Genomic DNA, 21830 nt, shown 5'->3' with positions numbered 1-21830 from the left:
TTATTACTTAATATCAGTATCTTCAATTAGCATTAAATTCTCACGAGTTAATTCTACACCTCGTAGACGTACTGCTTGATTCCGTTTCGTTTCTTCATATACGTTACGTATATATCTTCCGTTTCCAAATTGTTCTTCCTTACACGCTATTTCAATTTTATCTCGAAGTTTCTGATCAGCAGTCTCTGTTAACTGATATCCATTTCCCTTAAACATTTTCTCTCCCATTTGTAACAACTCATCAACACTATAATCTTTAAATTCAATTACATTTGGTATACGCGATCTCAACCCTGGATTTGTATTTAAAAATCCTTCCATTTCATTCGTATAACCAGCAAGAATAACGATTAAATCATCACGATAATCTTCCATCGCTTTTAATAACGTATCAATTGCTTCCTTTCCGAAACCATGACTGGTATTCACATCTTTAGCTAAGGCGTAGGCTTCGTCAATAAACAATACACCGCCAAGAGCTGATTGAATCACTTCTTTTGTTTTTATAGCTGTTTGCCCTACATATCCAGCAACAAGGCCTGAACGATCCACCTCAATCGTCTTATTAGAAGATAAGATCCCTAAATGATAAAGTAAATTAGCAACAATTCTTGCCACAGTCGTTTTTCCTGTTCCCGGATTACCGGTAAAGATCATGTGTAATGAAGACCCTTCTTCTACTGGCAAGCCTAAACTTTTCCTTGTTTGCGCAATTCGAATTTGATCTTGTAAACTTCTCATAAAATCTTTCACTTCGTTTAATCCAATAATTGCTTGCAAATGTTCTTCTAATTGGAATTCTGCTACTGCATTATTTTGTTCCTTCTCAAAATCTTCAGGAAGCAAGTTCATAATTTCATTCTCATCTAGAATTCCTTCATTTACAATTCGATTAGCCTGTTCTCTCTTAGCCTCTTCAATAACATTACGTACTAATCTTCCGTTCCCTGCATCAGCTTTCAAACGTTTTATCTCTCTCCCAAGTACTTTCGATAACGGAGCAATTGATTGCTCTGTTAGTACAAACCCATCATTTGTTGTCGTTAACTTTGCAATCTCCACTAATTCAGCGACCGAATAATCCGGGAAATGAACGTCAATTGGGAAGCGCGACTTAAGACCTGAGTTAACTTGTAAGAAGTCTCGCATTTCTTTCTCATATCCAGCTAGTATAACAATAACGCTATCCCTATACTCTTCCACTAGTTTAACTAATGTATCAATCGCTTCTTTACCAACATTATCGTTACTCAGCGCATATGCTTCATCAATAAACAACACTCCGCCAAGCGCAGACATAAATACTTCTTTTACCTTCTCAGGCGTTTGACCAGCATAAGGTGCAATAAGGTTACCTTTGTCCACCTCAACCAATTTACCGCTTTTTAAGAGCCCCATTCGCTTTAATAAATCACCAACTACACGAGCTACAGTCGTTTTTCCTGTTCCTGGATTACCGGTGAAAATCATATTTAGATTTTGAGAAAATTTATTCTTAATCCCAACACTTTGGCGAAGCTGCTGGGCAATTAGTTGTTTTTCTAATGAACGGACGAAATCTTTTATGTCTGTTAATCCTACGATTTTTTCCAGTTCTTTTTCTAAATCAAATTCTTTATCTCTTGTATCTGCGAGAAAATCTGGCGCTCTGAAAGTTATAAGTTCTGTAGAGTCTGCATATTCATCCTCACTAATTCGTGCTGACTGTCTACGAATCCCTTCCTCCACAATATTTCTAATCATTCTTCCGTTTCCTGATTCTGCGGAAGATAGCTGCATTTCAGATTCTACTCTTTCCACTAAAGCGTCTCTTGCCTCTTCTGGTAAAATGAACTCTCTTCCTTTAATCATGCTTTCTCCAATGGCAACAAGCTCATGTACAGAGTAATCTTTGAAGTCGACATTTAGAGGGAATCGAGATTTCAGACCTGAATTTGTTTTTAGGAATTCTTTCATTTCTTTCTCATATCCAGCTAGTATGACGATAATATTCTCTCGATGATCTTCCATAAGTTTTACAATCGTATCGATTGCTTCTTTTCCAAATTTATCAGTAGCCAATGAATACGCTTCATCAATAAATAAAATCCCACCTAAAGCAGACATAAATTTATCAGTTGTTTTCGGTGCTGTATGTCCTAAATACTGGCCAACAAGTCCCCCTCGATCAACTTCAACGAAATGTCCAGATTTTAAAATCCCCATTTCTTTCATCATTGTCCCTAATAATCTAGCAACAGTTGTTTTACCTGTTCCTGGATTACCGGTGAAAATCATATTCAGACTTTGCCCAACCGGAGATTGTAATCCAGCATTCTTTCTTTTCTTCTGCGCTACAAGCTGAAGTTCCATCCCCCTCATAAATTCTTTCACTTGATCAAGGCCAATGATTTTATCTAATTCAGCATTTAAGTCAAATGTATTTTCTGCGCCTAATCCAAAATCATCTTTCGTTAACATATTTAATTCTTCATCGCTTAAAAGTTTTAACGTATCACCAGAATTTTTAAGTCTAGCTGCTTGCTCCGCCATAGCCTTCTCAACGATATTTCTTGCCAATCGTCCATTTCCAGAATCATTTTTTCCTGGTATTTGTTTTCTCGAGAATTCTTCAATCAAATCATCTTTCAAATCATCTGCAATAGTAAACCCTTCACTTTCTACAATTTTTTCAGAAATCATGAAGAGCTCTTCAGATGTATAATCAGGAAAATCTATATGATTATTAAATCTAGATTGCAAGCCTGGATTTGTCTTTAAAAAACCGTCCATTTCATCCTTATATCCAGCAAGAATTACAACTAAATCTTCTCTAAGGTCTTCCATTCCTTTAACTATAGTGTCAATAGCTTCTTTCCCAAAATCATTTTCTCCACCTCTAGCTAAAGAATATGCTTCATCAATGAATAAAACCCCGCCTTTTGCAGAATCAATCACAGCTTGTGTTTTTGGCGCTGTATCTCCTATATATTGACCGACTAAAAGAGATCGATCTACTTCGACTAAATGACCGCTGGATAAATAACCTACAGCCTTTAAATATTCCGCGACTAATCGTGCGATAGTAGTCTTACCTGTACCAGGGTTTCCTGTAAAGATAAAATTCATCGTTAAACGTGTTTGTTTCGATCCGCGTGATTGTCTAATTTTTTGCAGTGTCAAGAACTCTTCCAATTGAAAGACTCTCTCTTTAACTGCATTCAAACCAATGACTTTTTCAAATTTACCTTTAATATTTTCTAAATTTTCTGCTCCTGCTTTTTTACGAGTAACTTGTATTTTCTCCACACCATCATCTAAATATAATTCATCCGATGCTGTAAGTTGATAAATGATGCCTGGTTCTATTTTCCCTGATATACGCAGATTTGTAATAGACTGATAAATATCATCTTCTATATAACTCTTAATTCCGTGTACACCCATTGCTAAATTCGCTTTCTCAACAATAAAATCAGATACATCATGAGTACAGTTCATATTCACTTGTAATTTCGTATGAATACGTTTTTGATATTTTTTCAAATAGCGCTCTGATATTTTTGTCAAAGTATGGAGCGGTAATACAGATGTTTGCGGATAATCTTTTATTTTCTCTAATACTGTGACCGGAAACATTGTACGAATTTCTTTCAAATCCTTTTCAGTAGATAAAATAATTAACTTATTTTCTATTTGAATCGAATCAATACCTTTCTCCGCTAAACTGCTATATGTTTTTTGGAGCGCTTGCAAATTCGCATTATAAACATAGCGATCCTTCAACTTAACTTTCCCATTCATAATTAACTCTGATAAATTAGAAAGTAAATTAGGCGGACATTTATCGACATTATCAAAGTACAGTACATCTGATTTAGACGTGATCCCTCTATACACATCTGATAAAAAAGTACTTTCAATATCTGATGCTCCAAGCGAACTACTAATATCAATGTAGTGTACATCTGGTTTTTCATATAAACTATACTCATTCATAATCGCTGTTAAATATTTTACTGATTTATATATTCCTGTACCTTTTCGACCAGAGACAAAAATAACATTTTTTAAGTTCGCATCTGGACGTTCGTAAATAAAGCTTCTCATGTAACCCATACATAACTGATCGATAAACTCTTCCTGACCAAATATATAGCTATTTAAACGCTTCTTCGCATCTTCAAACACTCTTTGATACTTATCGATTTCATTGTTATGATTTTGCTCCCCTGTATTCGAATTGAAATTGGGGTCTCTTCTTCTTTGCTGCTTGTAGTCCTCTTTAGGCGTTTGCTTCGTATTTACTCCTTGAGCATTTAGCATTAACTCACGGAATCGATCAGCCCACGAGGAATTCGGATTTCTCATCAAAAATTTCTTACAACACTTTATGCATTGCGCTTCCATTTCTGATTGTAAAAGAGCTTTCGCATAGTAATACTCTAATTCTTCACTCTTTCCGTTTTTCAACGCTTGTTCGAAATGTGTAATTGCTTGTTGCACATGCTTTTTTTCAAACAGATAAGCTTGTCCCATTCTGACATTCGCTTCATGGTGCAATGAATCTTGACTTAAAACTTTATTAAAATAAAATCTAGCTTTCTCATAGTTTTCCTGTTTTAAATATAATTTTCCTAACCCCATTACCGTAGTTATATCTGCTTCTCCTAAATTATATGCACTTAGAAGCAACGTCTCTGCTTGATTAAGCTGATTCAATTCTACATATGTTATCCCTAAATACACCATGTATTCGCTATTACTCTCATCTAGTGATAGCGCTTGCTCAAAATAAGTTTTTGCCTTATCGTAATTTTGATTATGTGAAAATAACAATCCAGCTAAATAAAATAACCCCGGATGATCAGGATATCGAGCAAGTAATCCATCAATTTGTGTCAATGCTTTTGACAATTCTCCTGAATGGACATTCGCTTCAAATAATGATTTAAAAGCCAAAAACTCTTCTTTGTTATACAAATTTGCCGTTGACATTGTATCCCTCCTATAAAGCAATTCAAGACTTATGAATAAAGAAAACTCCTATTCAGGAGTTTTCAAAATGTTTCATTATTTTCTACCGAACACAACCGCTATGGCGGTTAAAATACTTCGATTTCGTTGTTCTCTTTGACCAGTATTAACTTCTTTATTATCAAGCCAAACTGGAATTCTACTAATTTTCCAAACAAAGTAAAGTAACGCTCCACTAATTAATAAACTAATAAATGAAAAAGAAAATAGTGCATTTAAGAACCATATTGCAGGTATAAAACCTAAACCAGCAAAACGCCCTACTAGAAACTTTGTTTGTAATGCTTTTTCGCCTAAATCAATAAATGTTTGAATGTATCCAAGTAAATCTCTATCTGTTGCATAAATCTTTGCTTCTCTTAATAAGATTAGTCCTTGTTCAGCGCTCTCTTGAGAAATATAGCTATAATAAGTCTCACCATTACTCTCTTGAGCATATAGCATCGATAAACACTTATAGTAGTAATTATAAGCCAATTCATTGCCTAAACTTGGGTCTTTTCCATATGTTTCAATTAATTGACGTAAAATATCAATCGCTTGATCATAGTTATCTCTATATCTTGCAATTACTGCCATTCTAAAACGATATGCTCGCTCATTCGGTTTAATACTTAATGCTTGTTGAGTTAATCTTTCAGCGTGATCTAATCGCTCTTCGAAGCTTAATTTCGGATGATCCAAATAAACATCAGATAAATCATAATAGAATACATCGTTATTTGTTTCGATGTCCATCGCTTTTCTATACTCATAAATCGCATCATCAAACTCATTCCACATATAATGTGCTCTCGCTAATATCGCCCATCCATGTGCGTTAGCTCCATAATTTTCAGTCACTCTTTTTCCTACAACAATTGCATCTGCAACTCTTCCTTGCTCTAATAGATTCCATGCTTCATCTATTAATTCTTGTGCAGTAGATCCTGTTGTATTATCAAACGGTTCTTGGTAATTTGTATCCACTTCAGGAGTAGAACCCTCTAACGTACGGTTATACTCGCTTCTCTTCGCTTCATCCAAAAGAATTGCCTCGGCTTCAGCAAGAATCTCAACTATTCGTTCAGCTTCCTGTCTACGCTTTAAATCAGGTGCATTCGTTCTCCCTAACCATTTTCGCTGCGCCTCAATTAACTTCTCTTTCAGCTCGGCTGCTCCAATATTCGGATCAACCTGCAGCAATTCATAATAATTCTCCAAAGGTTAAACACCCCTATCCGTATAAAATACATCAAAAAAAATCGTTATTCCACTGAAATTCCTGCTAATTTTTCAGCTTTTTGTTCAATTGCTGCTTCTGTTAAATTTGATTTTCTTTCAATTTGCATTTCACCTAAATGTTGACCAGTATTTTCATCTTTTCCATAAACGTGTACAACGCCATTTTCATCATATGTAAAAATGAAGCGAACTGGGTATCCTTGTGGTTTTGGTCCTCTTAAATCTAGATTCGATTGACCGATAATTTTTACAAAATCAGGGTCACTGTCTTCCCCTTCTGTTACTTGAACGCGAAGAGATGTTTGCCCATCATCAACTGTATAAAACACAGCTTCTTTACTAGCTGGAATTGGTGTATTTCGAACAATAATTTTTTGGTTAATGTCTCCACCAGTGTTATGATCAACAAGTAACATCCCTAAACTATGCGAGTTTACATCTACTACTCTCGTTTTCGGTTTAAACTCTTCTGCATTGTCAGACGCTTCATTATCTACTTGTAATAAGCTTCCTTGAATAGCAGCTCCTAGCGCAACTACTTCATCAGGATTTACATCTTTTGAAGGCTTAATTCCTGTTGTACGTTCAATTAAATCTGAAACAGCTGGAACTCTCGTCGAGCCGCCAACAAGTACAATCTTATCAATATCTTCCCAAGATAATTCAGCATCCATCAAAACATTTTTCATAATTAAAGCGGTACGATTTAAAAGAGGCGAAAGAATTTCATCGAATTTTTCTTTTGTCACTTCAACTTTTACTGTGCGCCCTTGAGATGAAAGTGTAATAACCGATTTTTTACGAGATGATAGCATTTTTTTACAAGCTTCAGCCTTCTCACGTAAATCTTGTACTGCATTTAAATCATCATATAAATCTAATCCATGCTCTTCTTCAAATTTCTGTTCTACTAATTCAAAAATTTTGTTATCAAAATCGAAACCACCTAAGTTACGATCTCCTCCAGTAGCCTTAACAATTACTTCATCTTGATTTAGTTGCATCAGCGTCACGTCAAATGTACCGCCGCCTAAGTCATACACCATTACGTTTTGCTGTTGCTCACGATTCGCTAAACCATATGCTAATGCAGCAGCCGTTGGTTCGTTAATTACCTTAAGTACATTTAAACCAGCAATTCTCCCAGCATCTTGCGTTGCTTTTCTTTGCGCATCATCGAAATAAGCTGGTACTGTGATAACAGCTTTTGTCACTTTAGCGCCTATTGCTTCTTCTGCATCTTCTTTTAAACGTTTCAAGATAAGAGCCGAAAGATCCTCAGGTGTAAATACATCTCCAGCTATCGGGAATTTATAACTTGCATTTCCCATTTGTCTCTTCACAAATTGAACAGTATTTGTTGGGTCTGATACAGAAATACTTTTTGCAGTTGAACCTATAACAGGTGATCCATCTTCAAAAAATATAACTGATGGAGTAACTCTTTCTCCCTCACGGTTTGGCAGAATTGTTGGGTTTCCACTATCATCTATGTATGCCACCGCCGAGTTAGTTGTTCCTAAATCGATACCAATAATCACCTAATCAGCTCCTCAATATTCTTTTTACAATACATATCGGTATAACAAATAAGATAAATCTAACATTTTTTTCACAAATTTGCCATAAACAAGACTCATTTATTATAATAAATAGTTAAAAAAGTTCCGTCAATGAAAATTTCCCGCAATTTAACTACATCATTTTATGTTTATTTTATAACTTCTACGACCATTTTTGTTATATTTTTTCAGAAAAGTTACAAAATATTTTCCGGTATAAAAATCAGGTGGCTTTAGCACATACACTACAAACCACCCGAACTACAAACTTATTAAATTTTTTCATCTACAATTCGAATCATAAAGTACTCAACAAGCGATTCAATTGTTGGAAATTTCGTTCCTACTTCATTCAAATTCATTTCAAAGTTCAACTCAAAAATATCATGTAATTCAATAAGAGCCGAAATGAACATCCCTACATCACCAGCATATTCAATAGGAGATCCATCTATCTTCAACTCTTCTACTGGCTTTAATCCTTTTTCCGAAATCACCGCTAATACCGATGCAATTACAGATTGTATTAAATTCTCTTTTATTGTTTTTAATGTTGACATTTTATCCACCTCATAAATATTTTATTAAACTACTATTTTTTTCGCTTACACAACAGTTTTCCTAATCTAATAGTCAGGAGAGGGATAGCGATCGTAGCATACGTAACGTGACGGCCCACATTTTTAGCTTCTTCTCCCAGCCCTTTCGCAAATTCCCTCGTAAATTCTTTTCTTCTAATTAATTCCTTATAATGCGCAATGGCATTTTTCCATTGCTCTACAAATGTATCTCCTTCACCATTTTTTTTCCCTTCCTCAACACGTGTACGAACGTGACGAAGAAATGGAACAATTTCTCCTAACAACCATTCCGTTACTTCACTTGCAAGTTCATCTATAATTTCTTCTATTCCCTCTTGTAATGTTTCACTTATTTCTTCGGGAATTTCATCTACACCGAGTTTACCTTTCACATAATGGTCTACCGATTCAGCAAGTATACTATTGTTTCCTTGCAACGAGTCCATAAGGTCACTTACGTCTACATCAACTTTTACTTCTTGTATTTCTTCGGCAAACTCATTTATCGTATTCTCTGTCTCCGTTGACAGTAACCCCGGCGTCGCCTCTGTAAATTGCTTTTTAACATCTTCCCAGCCATCTAAGTATAATTTACTAGATATTTTCTCTCCAAGATTATCAATAAATGTTTCTCCAAGTGTTGTATCTGTCTCCACTCGTAACACTTCTTCTACAATATCTTCTTTAACATAAGCTTCCGCCGCCGAATCAATAAATGTATCCCTAACTTCTTGTTTACTGTCCTTCTTTAAATCTTCTTCTTCTTTTCTTCTAGCCGTCTCCAAACTAATTTCTTCACGTAGTTCTGCTACCAATTTTTTATAATCGGTCTCCTCAACACTTTCAATTTCAGCCATCATTTGGTCGAAGAAAGATGGTGGAAGCTGCTCTTTATACTTAATTGAATCATCCGTCTCTACTTGATTCTCTATCCCCTCTCTTTCTATTTCTCTAACCTTTTTTTTATCATCTTTTTTCTCAGAAGCCTTATCATCAACTTCATCAAATAACCCTGGTGTGTCCATATATTTGATAAGATACGATTTCCCATCTTCAAATAGATGTCTCGTTTCTCCCCCAAAACCTTTTTTAGTATATTCCCACCATGCTTTTGGACCTTGTTTTGCTGCCTCTAGTTGTGCTTTCCAGCTACTTGTTATCGTATTTGCTTCACCAGCTTCTCTCCATTTTTTATCACGCGCTTCCAAAACATCTCTTGCATCTGCTAACGGCTTATACTTATCAATTATTTTATTCGCTACTTTCATACTATCTTCATACACAGTTTTTATCTCTTTACTAAACTCTTCTTTATTATATTTGAACCATTCTGCCGGACCTTGCTTTATCGCTTCTATTTGTGCTTTAATGCTATATTTCAATGTGTATTTACCGTCTTCAGCTTCGCTCCATATTTTTTCACGTTCTATAGCAACTTCTTTTATAGAAAATAGTATTTTATTACTTTCTATCATTTTATTTGCTACTTTCATACTATCTTCATACACATTTTTTATTTCTTTACTAAACTCTTCTGCGTTATATTTCAGCCATCTACCTTCTTTTGCTGCATCTATTTGTGCCCTCACACTATTTTTACACATTTCCATTAGCGTTGCGCCTTCGCCATCTTCTATTCGCTTTTCATGTCGCTCTCTCAATGATATTTTTGCATTTGCTATTACCTTATAAGTATCGGTGATTTTATCCGCTATTTTCACTCCGTCTTCATACACATTTTTTATTTCTTTACTAAACTCTTCTGCATTATATTTCAGCCACCCTTTCGGACCTTCTTTTGCCGCATCTATTTGTGCCCTCACACTATTTTTACACATTTCTAATAGCGTTGCGCCTTCACCAGCTTCTATCCGTTTTTCATGACGCTCTTCCAGTGACACTTTTATATTTGCTAACGTTTTATAATTGTCAGTAATTTTATCCGCCATTTTCGCACAATCTTCATATGCCGTTTTTATCTCTTTACTAAATTCTTTCTTATTGTACTCCCACCATGCTTTCGGCCCTTGTTTTGCCGCTTCTATTTGCGCCTCAATACTACTCTTTAGTGTGTATTTCCCTTCGCCAGCTTCATTCCATTTTTTATTACGCTCTTCCAATACTTCTTTTATAGGTCCCAATATTTTATTATTTTCGATTACTTTATTCGCTAACTTCATTCCATCTTCATACACATTTTTTATCTCTTTACTAAACTCTTCTGCATTATATTTCAGCCATCTGCCTTCTTTTTTTGCATCTATTTGTGCTTGTATGGCATTCTTCCACATTTCTTTAAAACTATCACCATAACCAGCTTCTCTCCAGGCATCTTTTCTTTCTTTTAAAATTTGCCCAATCGTTCTTTGATCTATCTCTTTCTTTTTCTGATCTAACAATGCATCTAGATCGAATCCCGATTCTTCTTCGGTCTCACTTCTCTGCTCTAACTCAGTTTTAGCCGTCTCTTCTTCCACTTGCTCGAATGGATTCAACTCTTCTTTTACTTCTTGTTCCGGAGTTTCTTCCACATTCTCATTTTCTTCTGGATTCTCAAGTGCAGAATCTTCCTCTTTCACTTCCAGATTCTCAGTTCCTTCTGGATTCTCAAGCTCAGCATCTTTCTCTTTTCCTTCTACATTCTCAGTTCCTTCTGGATTCTCAAGCTCAGCATCTTTCTCTTTTCCTTCTACATTCTCAGTTCCTTCTGGATTCTCAAGCTCAGCATCTTTCTCTTTTCCTTCCAGATTCTCAGTTCCTTCTGGATTCTCAAGCTCAGCATCTTTCTCTTTCACTTCCAGATTCTCAGTTCCTTCTAGGTTCTCAAGCTCAGAGGATTTTTCTTTTCCTTCTACATTCTCAGTTCCTTCTGGATTCTCAAGCGCAGAATCTTTCTCTTTTTCTTCTACATTCCCAGTTTCTTCTGGATTCTCAAGTGCAGAGTCTTTCTCTTTTCCTTCTACATTCTCAGTTTCTTCTGGATTCTCAAGCCCAGAGGATTTCTCTTTTCCTTCCAGATTCTCAGTTCCTTCTGGATCCTCAAGCTCAGCATCTTTCTCTTTCACTTCCAGTTTCTCAGTTCCTTCTAGGTTCTCAAGCTCAGAGGATTTCTCTTTTCCTTCTACATTCTCAGTTCCTTCTGGATTCTCAAGCGCAGAGTCTTTCTCTTTCTCTTTCTCTTTTCCTTCTACATTCTCAGTTTCTTCTAGGTTCTCAAGCGTAGAATCTTTCTCTTTTCCTTCTACATTCCCAGTTCCTTCTGGATTCTCAAGCGTAGAATCTTTCTCTTTTCCCTCTACATTCTCATTTTCTTCTGGATTCTCAAGCTCAGCATCTTTCTCTTTTCCTTCCAGTTTCTCAGTTCCTTCCGGATTCTCAAGCGCAGAGTCTTTCTCTTTTCCTTCTACATTCTCAGTTCCTTCTGGATTCTCAAGCGCAGAGTCTTTCTCTTTTCCTTCTACATTCTCAGTTTCTTCTAGGTTCTCAAGCGTAGAATCTTTCTCTTTTCCTTCCAGTTTCTCAGTTCCTTCTGGATTCTCAAGTGCAGAGTCTTTCTCTTTTCCTTCTACATTCTCAGTTCCTTCTGGATTCTCAAGCGCAGAGTCTTTCTCTTTTCCTTCTACATTCTCAGTTTCTTCTAGGTTCTCAAGCGTAGAATCTTTCTCTTTTCCTTCTACATTCTCAGTTCCTTCTGGATTCTCAAGCTCAGCATCTTTCTCTTTTCCTTCCAGTTTCTCAGTTCCTTCTGGATTCTCAAGTGCAGAGTCTTTCTCTTTTCCTTCTACATTCTCAGTTCCTTCTGGATTCTCAAGCGCAGAGTCTTTCTCTTTTCCTTCTACATTCTCAGTTTCTTCTAGGTTCTCAAGCGTAGAATCTTTCTCTTTTCCTTCTGGATTCTCAAGCTCAGCATCTTTCTCTTTCCCTTCCAGTTTCTCAGTTCCTTCTGGATTCTCAAGCGCAGAGTCTTTCTCTTTTCCTTCTACATTCTCAGTTTCTTCTAGGTTCTCAAACGGAGTTTCCCCCTCAGTATTTTCCTGTACAATCTTTTTTTCTTCCATGACTTCCGGAGAATCTAACTCAGGGTTAATTGCATCTCGTTCATTTTGTTGTTCCTTTACTTCCTTATTTAATTGCTTTTGATATTTATCAAAACTAATATTTTTAGTATTCTCAGCAGATCCATCTTCAATTGTTTCTTGCTTACGCCCCTCAAATTGTTCATTATATTTATCAAAATTATAAGCCTGCTCATTTTTACTTTCTTTCTCTATACTTTTTTCTTTCTTGGCTTCAAGTTTTTCTTCTTCCTCTACTTTATCAACATGGTCTTTTCGATCGAAATCTTTCATATTCATTCATCCTTTAATAGATTATGTTTCATATAATTTATAACAGCTTCTCGTTTATAACTTTCTTCTAAATCCCTGTCACTTAGAAAAACATTTAAAGTACATAATTTCGTATGATAATTTCGGAGCGAGCTCATTCCATTCTTTTCTAACATTTCAAACAAGCCCTCAAACCAATCTGGTTTAAACTCTGCATTTTTAGCATCATCCAACATTTCACGTAACCAATTTTGCTTTACAATAAACTCCTTTACATTACTCATATCTTCTCGGCGATTACATTTATCCATACAAAAGGCACAGGCAGGTCCAAAATCATACTTTCTATCATAATGATGAAATTCATTTTTCACCTTGCCTTTCACATCTTGAATAACGGTTTGCCTTGGATAATCAAAGTCTTCTTTCACATAAGGCATTTGTACGAGTTTTGGCCGTGTATCTCCTTCTGCATAAACAGCAGCAAATCCTCTTCTTAAAGAACTAATATATTCAATTTGTTCTTGCGTCATATTCATAGATTGTCCAATTAATTCCCGGTCTTCTTTCATAACAATTCTATGAACAATTTTTAAATTTGTATTTTTCAATGTATCTGGTGCTAATTTCGTCGGAACTTGATCCGCAATTAAAAAGCCTTGTCCATAACTACGGATTTCAGCTAATAAATTTGTAAAGAATTCTACGGATTTCGCACGAACATTTCCTTCTCCACCACCCGATACATTAGCTAACAATCTATGTGCTTCTTCAATTAAAATAAGATGTTCAAATCCTTTATTTCTAGTAAGCTTCGTCCTTCTATATTCATAAAGTTGAACTAGAATAATTCCCATCATAAATGCTTTAACATCATCATCTCCGATATCCTCTAGTTCCAAAATAACAGGTCTAGACAATAAATCTGCAATCGGAATTGACTTATCCGTATTTAACATGGCACCTTTACCACCAACACGTAACGAGTGAATTCTTGCTTTAAGTGCTGCCGTAATATCTGATTTCAAGCGCTGATCATATCCTAAATTATCAACGACAACATCAATTTTGTAGTATAAGTCATCTAAGGTTGGATAAACATTTGCACCGTATTTATTTTTATTGCTTAAAATATCCCAGCCTCGATCTTCATATATTTGATAAATGCTAGTTTCTAAAACATGCGGCATTGGTGCATAAAGCTCAAAGCTTGCTTTAAAAGTTGAAAGTACATAATCGATATGCGTTTGTAACGGTACTCCCTCCACTTTTTCAAATGGATTAATTCGGTACGGAACTGAATTTTCATCTTCCGCTCCTAATGTAAACACTAAAATGTCTTCAAACCCTTCCATATTGTACAATTCCCAATATTCCCGTTTAGCTGATTCAATTACCATAAAAGGAATACGATGCTTATTCCATAAGTTCCGAAGCAAGCTCTTAGAGGTATTTGATTTACCTCCACCAGTAATCCCTACAATTAGTCCATGTCGGCTTAAATCCATTAAATCCATATCATAAATGAGATCACTTGATTCTAATTTTTCATATGGTTTTATCTCTTCATTACCATTAATAATCTTCCCTACTGTAAAACCTTCATTCTCCTCGTACACCGAACGGCGATTTGCAACATCAAACTCAACATATTGGTCAATATAAAAACCCGGCATTTCTTTCCGCGGGATTTGACATAAAGTTGAAAGCTCTTCAGTTGGCAAAATCGTTTGATACAAATACTTATAGCAATGAACGGTCTTTGTTATCCCTTCACCGTGCAAGTCCCATGCTCCTATCGGATGCTTCGTAACCTTTAAGGGTGGTAATTCATTAGCCGGAAGCTGAAAATTAGACGCATAATGCAAAATATTATTTATAGGTAAAGTCCTTATTTTCTCTGGTTTAGATTGCTCACCATTATAGACAGAAGTAATTAAGTTTCGCAGTTTGGTTGCATTAACAAGTTGGTCCGCCAAGTAATAGCCGACAACTCTCCACATTCCCATCGTTCTTCCACCGTCTATACTAGCTTCCAATGAGTTTAGATTATCTACATACCTTTGAAGGGTTAAATTCGTTACTTCCCAAGACTCCTTACCTAAATTCCCACCTGATTCCGATATTTTTATAAACTTACTTACACTATCAATTTCATTCAATATCCTCTCATGTGCCAATGTCACTTGAAAGGGACTCATAGATTTTGCAATAGCAATATACGCCCAAGAACTCCCATACATCCCTGTACATAAACGTTCAATTTGTTGACTCTTACTTTCTCCAAAAGTTTTATTAGTCGGGATACCTGTAATAATCCCTCCGTTATTTCCAACAGAGCGTAGCTTCCGTGACATCTCATCCATCTCAACATCCTGCAATTTGACATATGGATATGATGCCTGTAATGAAGAAGATAAAATAGATTGATTGGATTGATCCGTTCCAACATAAACACCTATCTCCTTTTGACTACCGATGAGAAGAAATGTAAATGTTGATTGTAAAGATGAAAAACCACTGAGTACATCGCTCATAATGGCATCAAAATCAAATTCCTTCCCGTCCTTATCCTCCCAAAAATTCGAAAGACCTTTTATTCTAACAAAGCTAAGCTGCCCTAATGATTCCATATCAAAATTCGGACTCAAATTCGATTTATCTAAATATGATTTTCTCAATAAATGATCTTTTTCTCTTATTTCTAATGTATCAATGTTATGTAAACGCAAAAAAATCCCCCCATAAATGAACTAAACACTGAATAAAAAAGCACTCATATTTTTGAGTGCTCATTCTTAGTAAACTATTTAACGAAAAAATTTTTTTATCATTATCCAAATTCCAAAAAGAACAATGATTAACGGTAATACAGCGATGAATATGTTTGTTAAAAAATTCAAGACGACAGCCACAGCATAATTAACAAATCCAATCCAATCAAAAGAAGTGACAAAATTTATAATAGAGAATAATAAGAATATAATAATTGCTGTCAAAAATCTCACACTATTTGCCGACATACCACTATTGACTGAAACTGTTGTATTGCTATTTAAATTTTCGATACGTTTAGCTACCACTGTCCCATGTCGATCACGTTTTCCAAATACTTGAACTAAATTATGATCTCCAATCTTCCCTCGCAAAATCTTTCCATATAAAACTACTTCATGGCCTTCACCATCTTGATCGTATACTTGGAATGTATTCATATACCCATCTTTCATAAACGGAATTCCTTTGATACATGAATCGAGCCATCTTCCAAGCGTTTTACCTGCTATCACTTCTTCATGAAAATTGCTTACCTGCCCTTTTATAGATCCATTAGCTTTCGCTTTATGCACCTTTACCGTTTCTCTCGCAGCACTTGTTTGTTGCTCCGTATATGTAGATTCAAAAGGATCGGTTGTTTTATTAGGAGGTGTGTGTTTTTCCTCTTCATACAGAGTATTGTCAAATACGTCTGCAAAATCATCATCCACCTTAACCTTCGCTGATGATTTTTTCATCCTTAAAAAGTTTTTACACTTAGGACATTCCCCAACATTTTTGGGATATTCCACCCCATCTAAACATATTGGACATTCTTTCAATTCTCTCTCTCCTCCCAAGGAAATCCTTGCATAAAATAAATATTACATTTGCACATATATTTTATAGTATATAATAGGTTTTTAATTTTAATAAGCTATTTTTTCATATTTTTAACATCAAACCCTTTATTCATTATATAACGAATAAAAAATATTATTCACACAAAATATAGCGCTTCCAAATATTATAAAATACAATTCAAAAACGCCTCTAAAACACAAAAACTCTAATTCCCTTAAACTAAACAGGAAATTAGAGTTTTACCTCGTTATCATTGATTAAATTAAAAAACTATGTTAAATTAGTACAGAAACGCATTCTTAAAAAACAAGAGAATGTATTTATCCGTATCTTAATTGTATAACAAAACACATCTTCAGTCAACCTCTATTTTTCACTTTTAAAGGAGTGCTTACCGTATGAACAAAAAACTTGATCAAGAGCAAAAACGATTGGATAACGTAATAGAAACGATTACGGAGCAAATTGATAAACTGGAAAGCGAAACTGGCAGACGCCGGGCAGAAGTAATCAACATTCGCAAACACTTCTGGGATGATGTTAAAGTTAACACTGATACTTTTGACGATTATCTTGAAACAGTTATCAACTTAAGACAACAAGCTCAGTCACTAGCCGTAACACAAATTACCCATAAGCACACCTTTAATCGACTTGCCGCACTACGCCGTATGCATAAAGCACCTTACTTCGGACGAATTGATTTCAAAGAAGAAGGCGAATCTGGCGCAGAACAAATTTATATCGGGGTGGCTACACTTACCGATGCAAGTGGAGAAAACTTTCTTATATACGATTGGCGCGCACCAATTTCAAGTGTTTACTACGATTATCCACCAGGACCGGCTGAATACAGCACACCAGGAGGCGTAATCTGCGGCAATGTGGAGAAGAAATTACAATATATTATTCAGAATGGCGAGATTGATTCCATGTTCGATACGAGCCTCACAATTGGAGATGAAATTCTGCAACAAGCGCTCGGAAAAGGAACAAACAAACATATGCAAAGTATCGTTGCTACTATTCAGCGCGAGCAAAATGAAATTATCCGTCACGATGAAGGGCGACTACTTATCGTTCAAGGAGCTGCTGGTAGCGGTAAAACGTCAGCTGCCCTGCAGCGAATCGCCTACTTACTATATAAATATCGCGAATGGTTAAAAGCAGATCAAATTATTCTCTTCTCCCCTAACTCTATGTTCAACAGCTACGTTTCTAACGTACTACCTGAACTCGGTGAAGAAAATATGCAGCAAGTTACATTCCAGGAATATTTAAACCATAGACTAAGCAAGTCATTTGATGTTGAAGATCCTTATGAACAACTAGAATATATGCTAACTGAAACGAATAGCCCTGCCTATAAAACTAGAAATGCGAGCATTCGATTTAAAGCATCTACTCAATTTTTCGATATGATTAGAACGTACAGACAATCTCTTGAATCTTCAGGCATGTTATTTAGAGGAATGAAATTTAGAGGAAAACTGATTGCCTCTGCTAAAGAAATTACAGAGCAATTTTATAATACTGATTCCTCCCTCCGCTTCCATAATAGAATCGAGAAGTTAACGGATTGGCTAAATAAACAAATAGATGCAATCGAAAAAGCAGAACTGAAAAAACCTTGGGTAGAAGAGGAAATTGAATTACTTAGTAAAGATGAATATCAAAAGGCTTATAAATACTTACAGAAAAAAGGAGAGTTTGACGACAATTCCTTTAATGATTATGAGAAAGAAACGAAAGTACTCGGACGTATGATTGTCCGCAAAAAATTGAAGCCACTTCGTAAAGGCGTTCAAACATTGCGCTTCATCAATTTCACAGGAATATATAAACAACTCTTCACAAATTCATCATGGGTTACTGGAGAAAAACCTAAAGAATGGGACGACATTTGCTCATTAACAGTAAACATGCTTGATGAAGGAAAGCTATATTACGAGGATGCGACTCCATTTTTACTTTTAAAAGAATTAATTGAAGGCTTCCAAACAAACAGATCCATTAAACACGTACTCGTAGACGAAGCACAAGATTATTCTCCGTTTCAATTCGAGTTTTTAAAACGTCTCTTCCCTGCCGCAAAAATGACGGTACTCGGAGACTTTAACCAAGCGATATTCGCTCATGCGAGGGAAACGGTTAATTTCAATACACTTACTAGCTTATACGGGCCAGACGAAACAAACGGCATCAACTTAACTCGTAGCTATCGCTCAACAAGACCGATTATTGAATTTACACGCTATCTCGTACCGGAAGGAAAGAACATTAACGCCTTTGAACGTGACGGCGAGAAACCTACAGTAACGAAAGTTTCTGATTACAACGAACTGCATAATTGTATTACTTCCAAAGTTGTTGAACTACAAGAACAACAGCACAATACGATCGCAATTATATGTAAATCCGCAGCCGAAAGTGCCGCTGCCTACGAAGCACTCAGCCATATTGAGAATATTAAACTTGTGAAAAGTAACTCTGCTGAGTATGAGCAAGGCATTGTCGTTATTCCTGCTTATTTAGCGAAGGGTATCGAATTTGATGCTGTTATTATTTACAATGCCTCTAAAGATGTGTACAGTGATGCAAGCCTTCGTAGATTGTTCTACACTGCTTGTACGCGCGCGATGCATGAATTACAGCTTTATAGCGTTGGTGAGGTTAGTCCTTTTGTACTTGGGGCTGATTCGGAGAGTTTTGAACTTATAACGAAAACACCTTGATGATTCAAGGTGTTTCTTTTTTATGCAGGACTTACACCATGCCCATCAAGTTAAGTTATCATAATACCGCCAGAACGAAAATTTTCTTCGTTTTGGGGACTACCAATTTCTTAATCTGCCTTTCCCTTATGTAAATATGGGAGTAATGAAATCACCCCAAGGATAGCTAAACAAGCTCCAATCCATAGCGGAGATACAAAACCATATCCTTTACTGATTCCAAGACCACCTAGTGACGAACCAATAACAATACCCAGTGTAATAAAAGAACTATGAACGGTATTTATCATTGTTGCATTACTAGCTGTTTTCATTACCCTCGCAACCATAGCCGGATTCAACGCTACACCAGTTAAACCAATAAAAATCGTAGAAATAACCGCAATGTATTTATTCTCTGCACTTAAAGCAAATAAAGACAACGCTACGATTAATATAATTAATCCACCCATAAGTATTTTCATTGTAAATTTATCAGCGAACTTGCCAACTATTATATTTCCAATTACCGTCGCACTACCATAGAGGGCAAGTAAATATGGCATGCTTGTGCTTGAAAACCCTGTAACATTTGTAAAGATAGGAGTGAAATAACTAAATGCTGCAAACGTACCACCAATAATGAACATACTTGTTACGTATGCTGCCCAAAGATGAATATTCTTAAATTGCAGAAGTTCATCTTTCCAATTTAATTGCTCTTTATTTGAAGATGATGGTAACAGCCATTGGATCATAATTCCTGATACTAGAACAAGAACAGAAACAGCCCCAAAGCTAATACGCCAGCCATAATATTGCGAAATAAAGGTTGTTATAGGTAACCCTAAAACAGTTGCAATCATTAAACCTGCAAGTACAATCGATGCTGCTCTCCCCCTTGAATCAGAGTGAACCAATGTTGCAGAAAAGGAAATCGCAACTCCAAAAGCTGAAGCTGAAGCGATACCAGTTATAATGCGTGAAATCATCATAATATCATAGTTCCAAGCAATAGCTCCGATTGATTGACCAATTAGAAATACAAACATTAAAAATAATAATGCTTGTTTACTGCGTATTCGTAAGAGAATTGCAGTTAAAATAGGGCCTCCTATCACCATTGCTCCTGCATAAGCTGTAATTAAATACCCAATAGACGATACAGAAACCTGAAATGCAAGAGCAAGTTCATTCATCATACCTGCAACCATAAATTCTGATGTAGTCATACAAAAGATTGCTAAAGCTAATAAATAAATAATTGATGGCATAAAAACACTCCTTATCCATTATTGTAACGATTAGTACAAAAATAGTGCGAAAAAAAAGCGCACTAAGCGCCAAAAATAGACTCCATTGTTCCATTGATAACCTGTTCAGATAACATCCGATTTTGCATCGATACATTAAGAACACGGAATCCGTAATAACTGCTTAAAAGCAGACTAGCTAATTCCTCAGCTGATTGCTTCCTTGAAATTTCACCCGTTTGCAATCCTTCCTCCATCACTGTTTCAATAGCTTGTTTAAGAAGCTCAACATGCTTTGAGAAAATTTCTTGTACCATTAAATCGTTTTTAGCACGTTCTACACTGGCATTAATCAATAAACATCCTTTTTGATCAACATTCTCAAAGTCTTCCTTCAATGCCCACTCAAAAAAATTACTTAATCGTTCTTTAACTGGAATTGGAGTATCTAACAATTTCTTTTGTTCCCTAATCCCAATTTCATGGTAACGTTCTAATACTTGTTTATACAGTTCATGTTTACTACCGAAAGTATTGTATAAACTTCCTTTACCAATTCCTGTATCACTGCATAAATCTTGTGTAGAACACCCCTCATATCCTCTTATCCAAAATGTTTTCATTGCAACATCTACAATTGAGGAATAATCAAACTCTCGGGGTCTGCCGCGTTTATTCAATCGTATCCTCCTCTCATTTTAAAGATAACATTAATAGAATACTCTTTTTGTACCGAGTGGTCAATATTTAAAAACAGCCCCCTTATTTAAACACGAAAAGAGGGGATTTATCATACCCCTCTTCTACTATCTATTTGCGTTTGTACTTGATTATAATAATGAATTCTTTTATATACAATTTATATACGTATTAAGATGTTTTTCTCATTCTAAACGAAATATCTTTACGTCGATATACACTTAGCACAATCCCCATTAAAAGTGCATGAAATACAGTTGGTGTTACTCCATAACTAATAAAAGGCAATGATATAGAAGCAATCGGCAATAAGCCTAGAATCATGCCCACGTTATAAATAAACTGAACTACGAAAAGAGTCATTCCTCCAACGAGAAGCAATTTACCGTACGAATCATTTATTTTATAAGATATGACCACTAACCTTGCTACAAAAAGAGAAAGAACGAAGACAAGAATTAGCGCAAGCACATACCCATAATAGTAAGTCAAACTTGCAAACACAAAATCAGTATCCCCAGCAGGAATGAACTTTGTATCTCCATATGTTCCAAACCAACCAGCCGATGACATTACCTCTTTTAAACGTATATACATAAACCCTGCACCATGTGCATCACGCTCTGGATTTATATATACTAAAAAGGTAGGCCAGTAGTATCTTTTCACTGAATCCAGGGAAAAGGACATCCTAATAATAAATAAGCAAATGGGTACAACTGTAATAATCACTGCCGTTTTGTTACACCTTTATAAATGAACTATCGCTTTAACTTCATTAGCTAACTCCCCTTCACTCTAAAATTCAAGCTCATTTTCACTTCCACATAAT

10 protein-coding genes and 1 pseudogene are annotated in these 21830 nt (G+C 35.7%); 1 reads left to right on the top strand and 10 read right to left on the bottom strand.

Annotated elements, in window-relative coordinates:
- Positions 1-3: 3 nt before the first annotated feature.
- The 7 genes from EXW56_RS05220 to EXW56_RS05190 all read right to left on the bottom strand — a co-directional run bounded on the left by EXW56_RS05220 (position 4) and on the right by EXW56_RS05190 (position 16310).
- Positions 4-4977: an AAA family ATPase gene (locus tag EXW56_RS05220; protein ID WP_215597273.1), complete on the bottom strand. Its 4974-nt coding sequence runs from the start codon at positions 4975-4977 to the stop codon at positions 4-6.
- A gap of 75 nt (positions 4978-5052) precedes the next feature.
- Complete coding sequence (locus tag EXW56_RS05215; protein ID WP_215597272.1) at positions 5053-6219, bottom strand: tetratricopeptide repeat protein; 1167 nt, start codon at positions 6217-6219, stop codon at positions 5053-5055.
- 44 nt (positions 6220-6263) lie between these two features.
- Positions 6264-7781: an Hsp70 family protein gene (locus tag EXW56_RS05210; RefSeq protein ID WP_215597271.1), complete on the bottom strand. Its 1518-nt coding sequence runs from the start codon at positions 7779-7781 to the stop codon at positions 6264-6266.
- A gap of 293 nt (positions 7782-8074) precedes the next feature.
- Complete coding sequence (locus tag EXW56_RS05205; protein ID WP_215597270.1) at positions 8075-8362, bottom strand: hypothetical protein; 288 nt, start codon at positions 8360-8362, stop codon at positions 8075-8077.
- Positions 8363-8394: 32 nt separating this feature from the next.
- Positions 8395-12732 carry a hypothetical protein gene (locus tag EXW56_RS05200; RefSeq protein WP_215597269.1) on the bottom strand — a complete coding sequence of 1446 codons (4338 nt, stop codon included), beginning with the start codon at positions 12730-12732 and terminating at the stop codon, positions 8395-8397.
- 2 nt (positions 12733-12734) lie between these two features.
- Positions 12735-15443 (bottom strand): ATP-binding protein, encoded by a 2709-nt coding sequence (locus EXW56_RS05195; RefSeq protein ID WP_215597268.1) that lies wholly within the window; start codon positions 15441-15443, stop codon positions 12735-12737.
- A gap of 78 nt (positions 15444-15521) precedes the next feature.
- Complete coding sequence (locus tag EXW56_RS05190; protein WP_215597267.1) at positions 15522-16310, bottom strand: hypothetical protein; 789 nt, start codon at positions 16308-16310, stop codon at positions 15522-15524.
- A gap of 420 nt (positions 16311-16730) precedes the next feature.
- On the opposite strand from EXW56_RS05190, the gene helD reads away from it, so the two are divergent.
- The gene (gene helD, locus EXW56_RS05185; protein ID WP_215597266.1) at positions 16731-19067 is read left to right on the top strand and encodes an RNA polymerase recycling motor HelD; all 2337 of its coding nucleotides are present in this window, start codon (positions 16731-16733) and stop codon (positions 19065-19067) included.
- A 110-nt stretch (positions 19068-19177) separates the two neighbouring features.
- Here helD and EXW56_RS05180 read toward each other — a convergent pair whose 3' ends face one another.
- The 3 genes and pseudogenes from EXW56_RS05180 to EXW56_RS05170 form a co-directional block, all read right to left on the bottom strand.
- The gene (locus EXW56_RS05180; RefSeq protein WP_215597265.1) at positions 19178-20320 is read right to left on the bottom strand and encodes an MFS transporter; all 1143 of its coding nucleotides are present in this window, start codon (positions 20318-20320) and stop codon (positions 19178-19180) included.
- Between the two features lie 62 nt (positions 20321-20382).
- A complete protein-coding gene (locus EXW56_RS05175) occupies positions 20383-20979 on the bottom strand; it encodes a TetR/AcrR family transcriptional regulator (protein WP_002202883.1) in 597 nt (198 codons plus the stop codon).
- A gap of 190 nt (positions 20980-21169) precedes the next feature.
- Positions 21170-21739 (bottom strand): annotated as a pseudogene (locus EXW56_RS05170) (FtsW/RodA/SpoVE family cell cycle protein); the annotation flags it as partial.
- Positions 21740-21830: the final 91 nt, after the last annotated feature.

It is taken from the genome of Bacillus mycoides, assembly GCF_018742245.1.
Lineage (GTDB): Bacteria > Bacillota > Bacilli > Bacillales > Bacillaceae_G > Bacillus_A > Bacillus_A cereus_U.
Note: the sequence above shows the minus strand (reverse complement) of the source record. Positions and strands in the feature narration are given on the sequence as shown.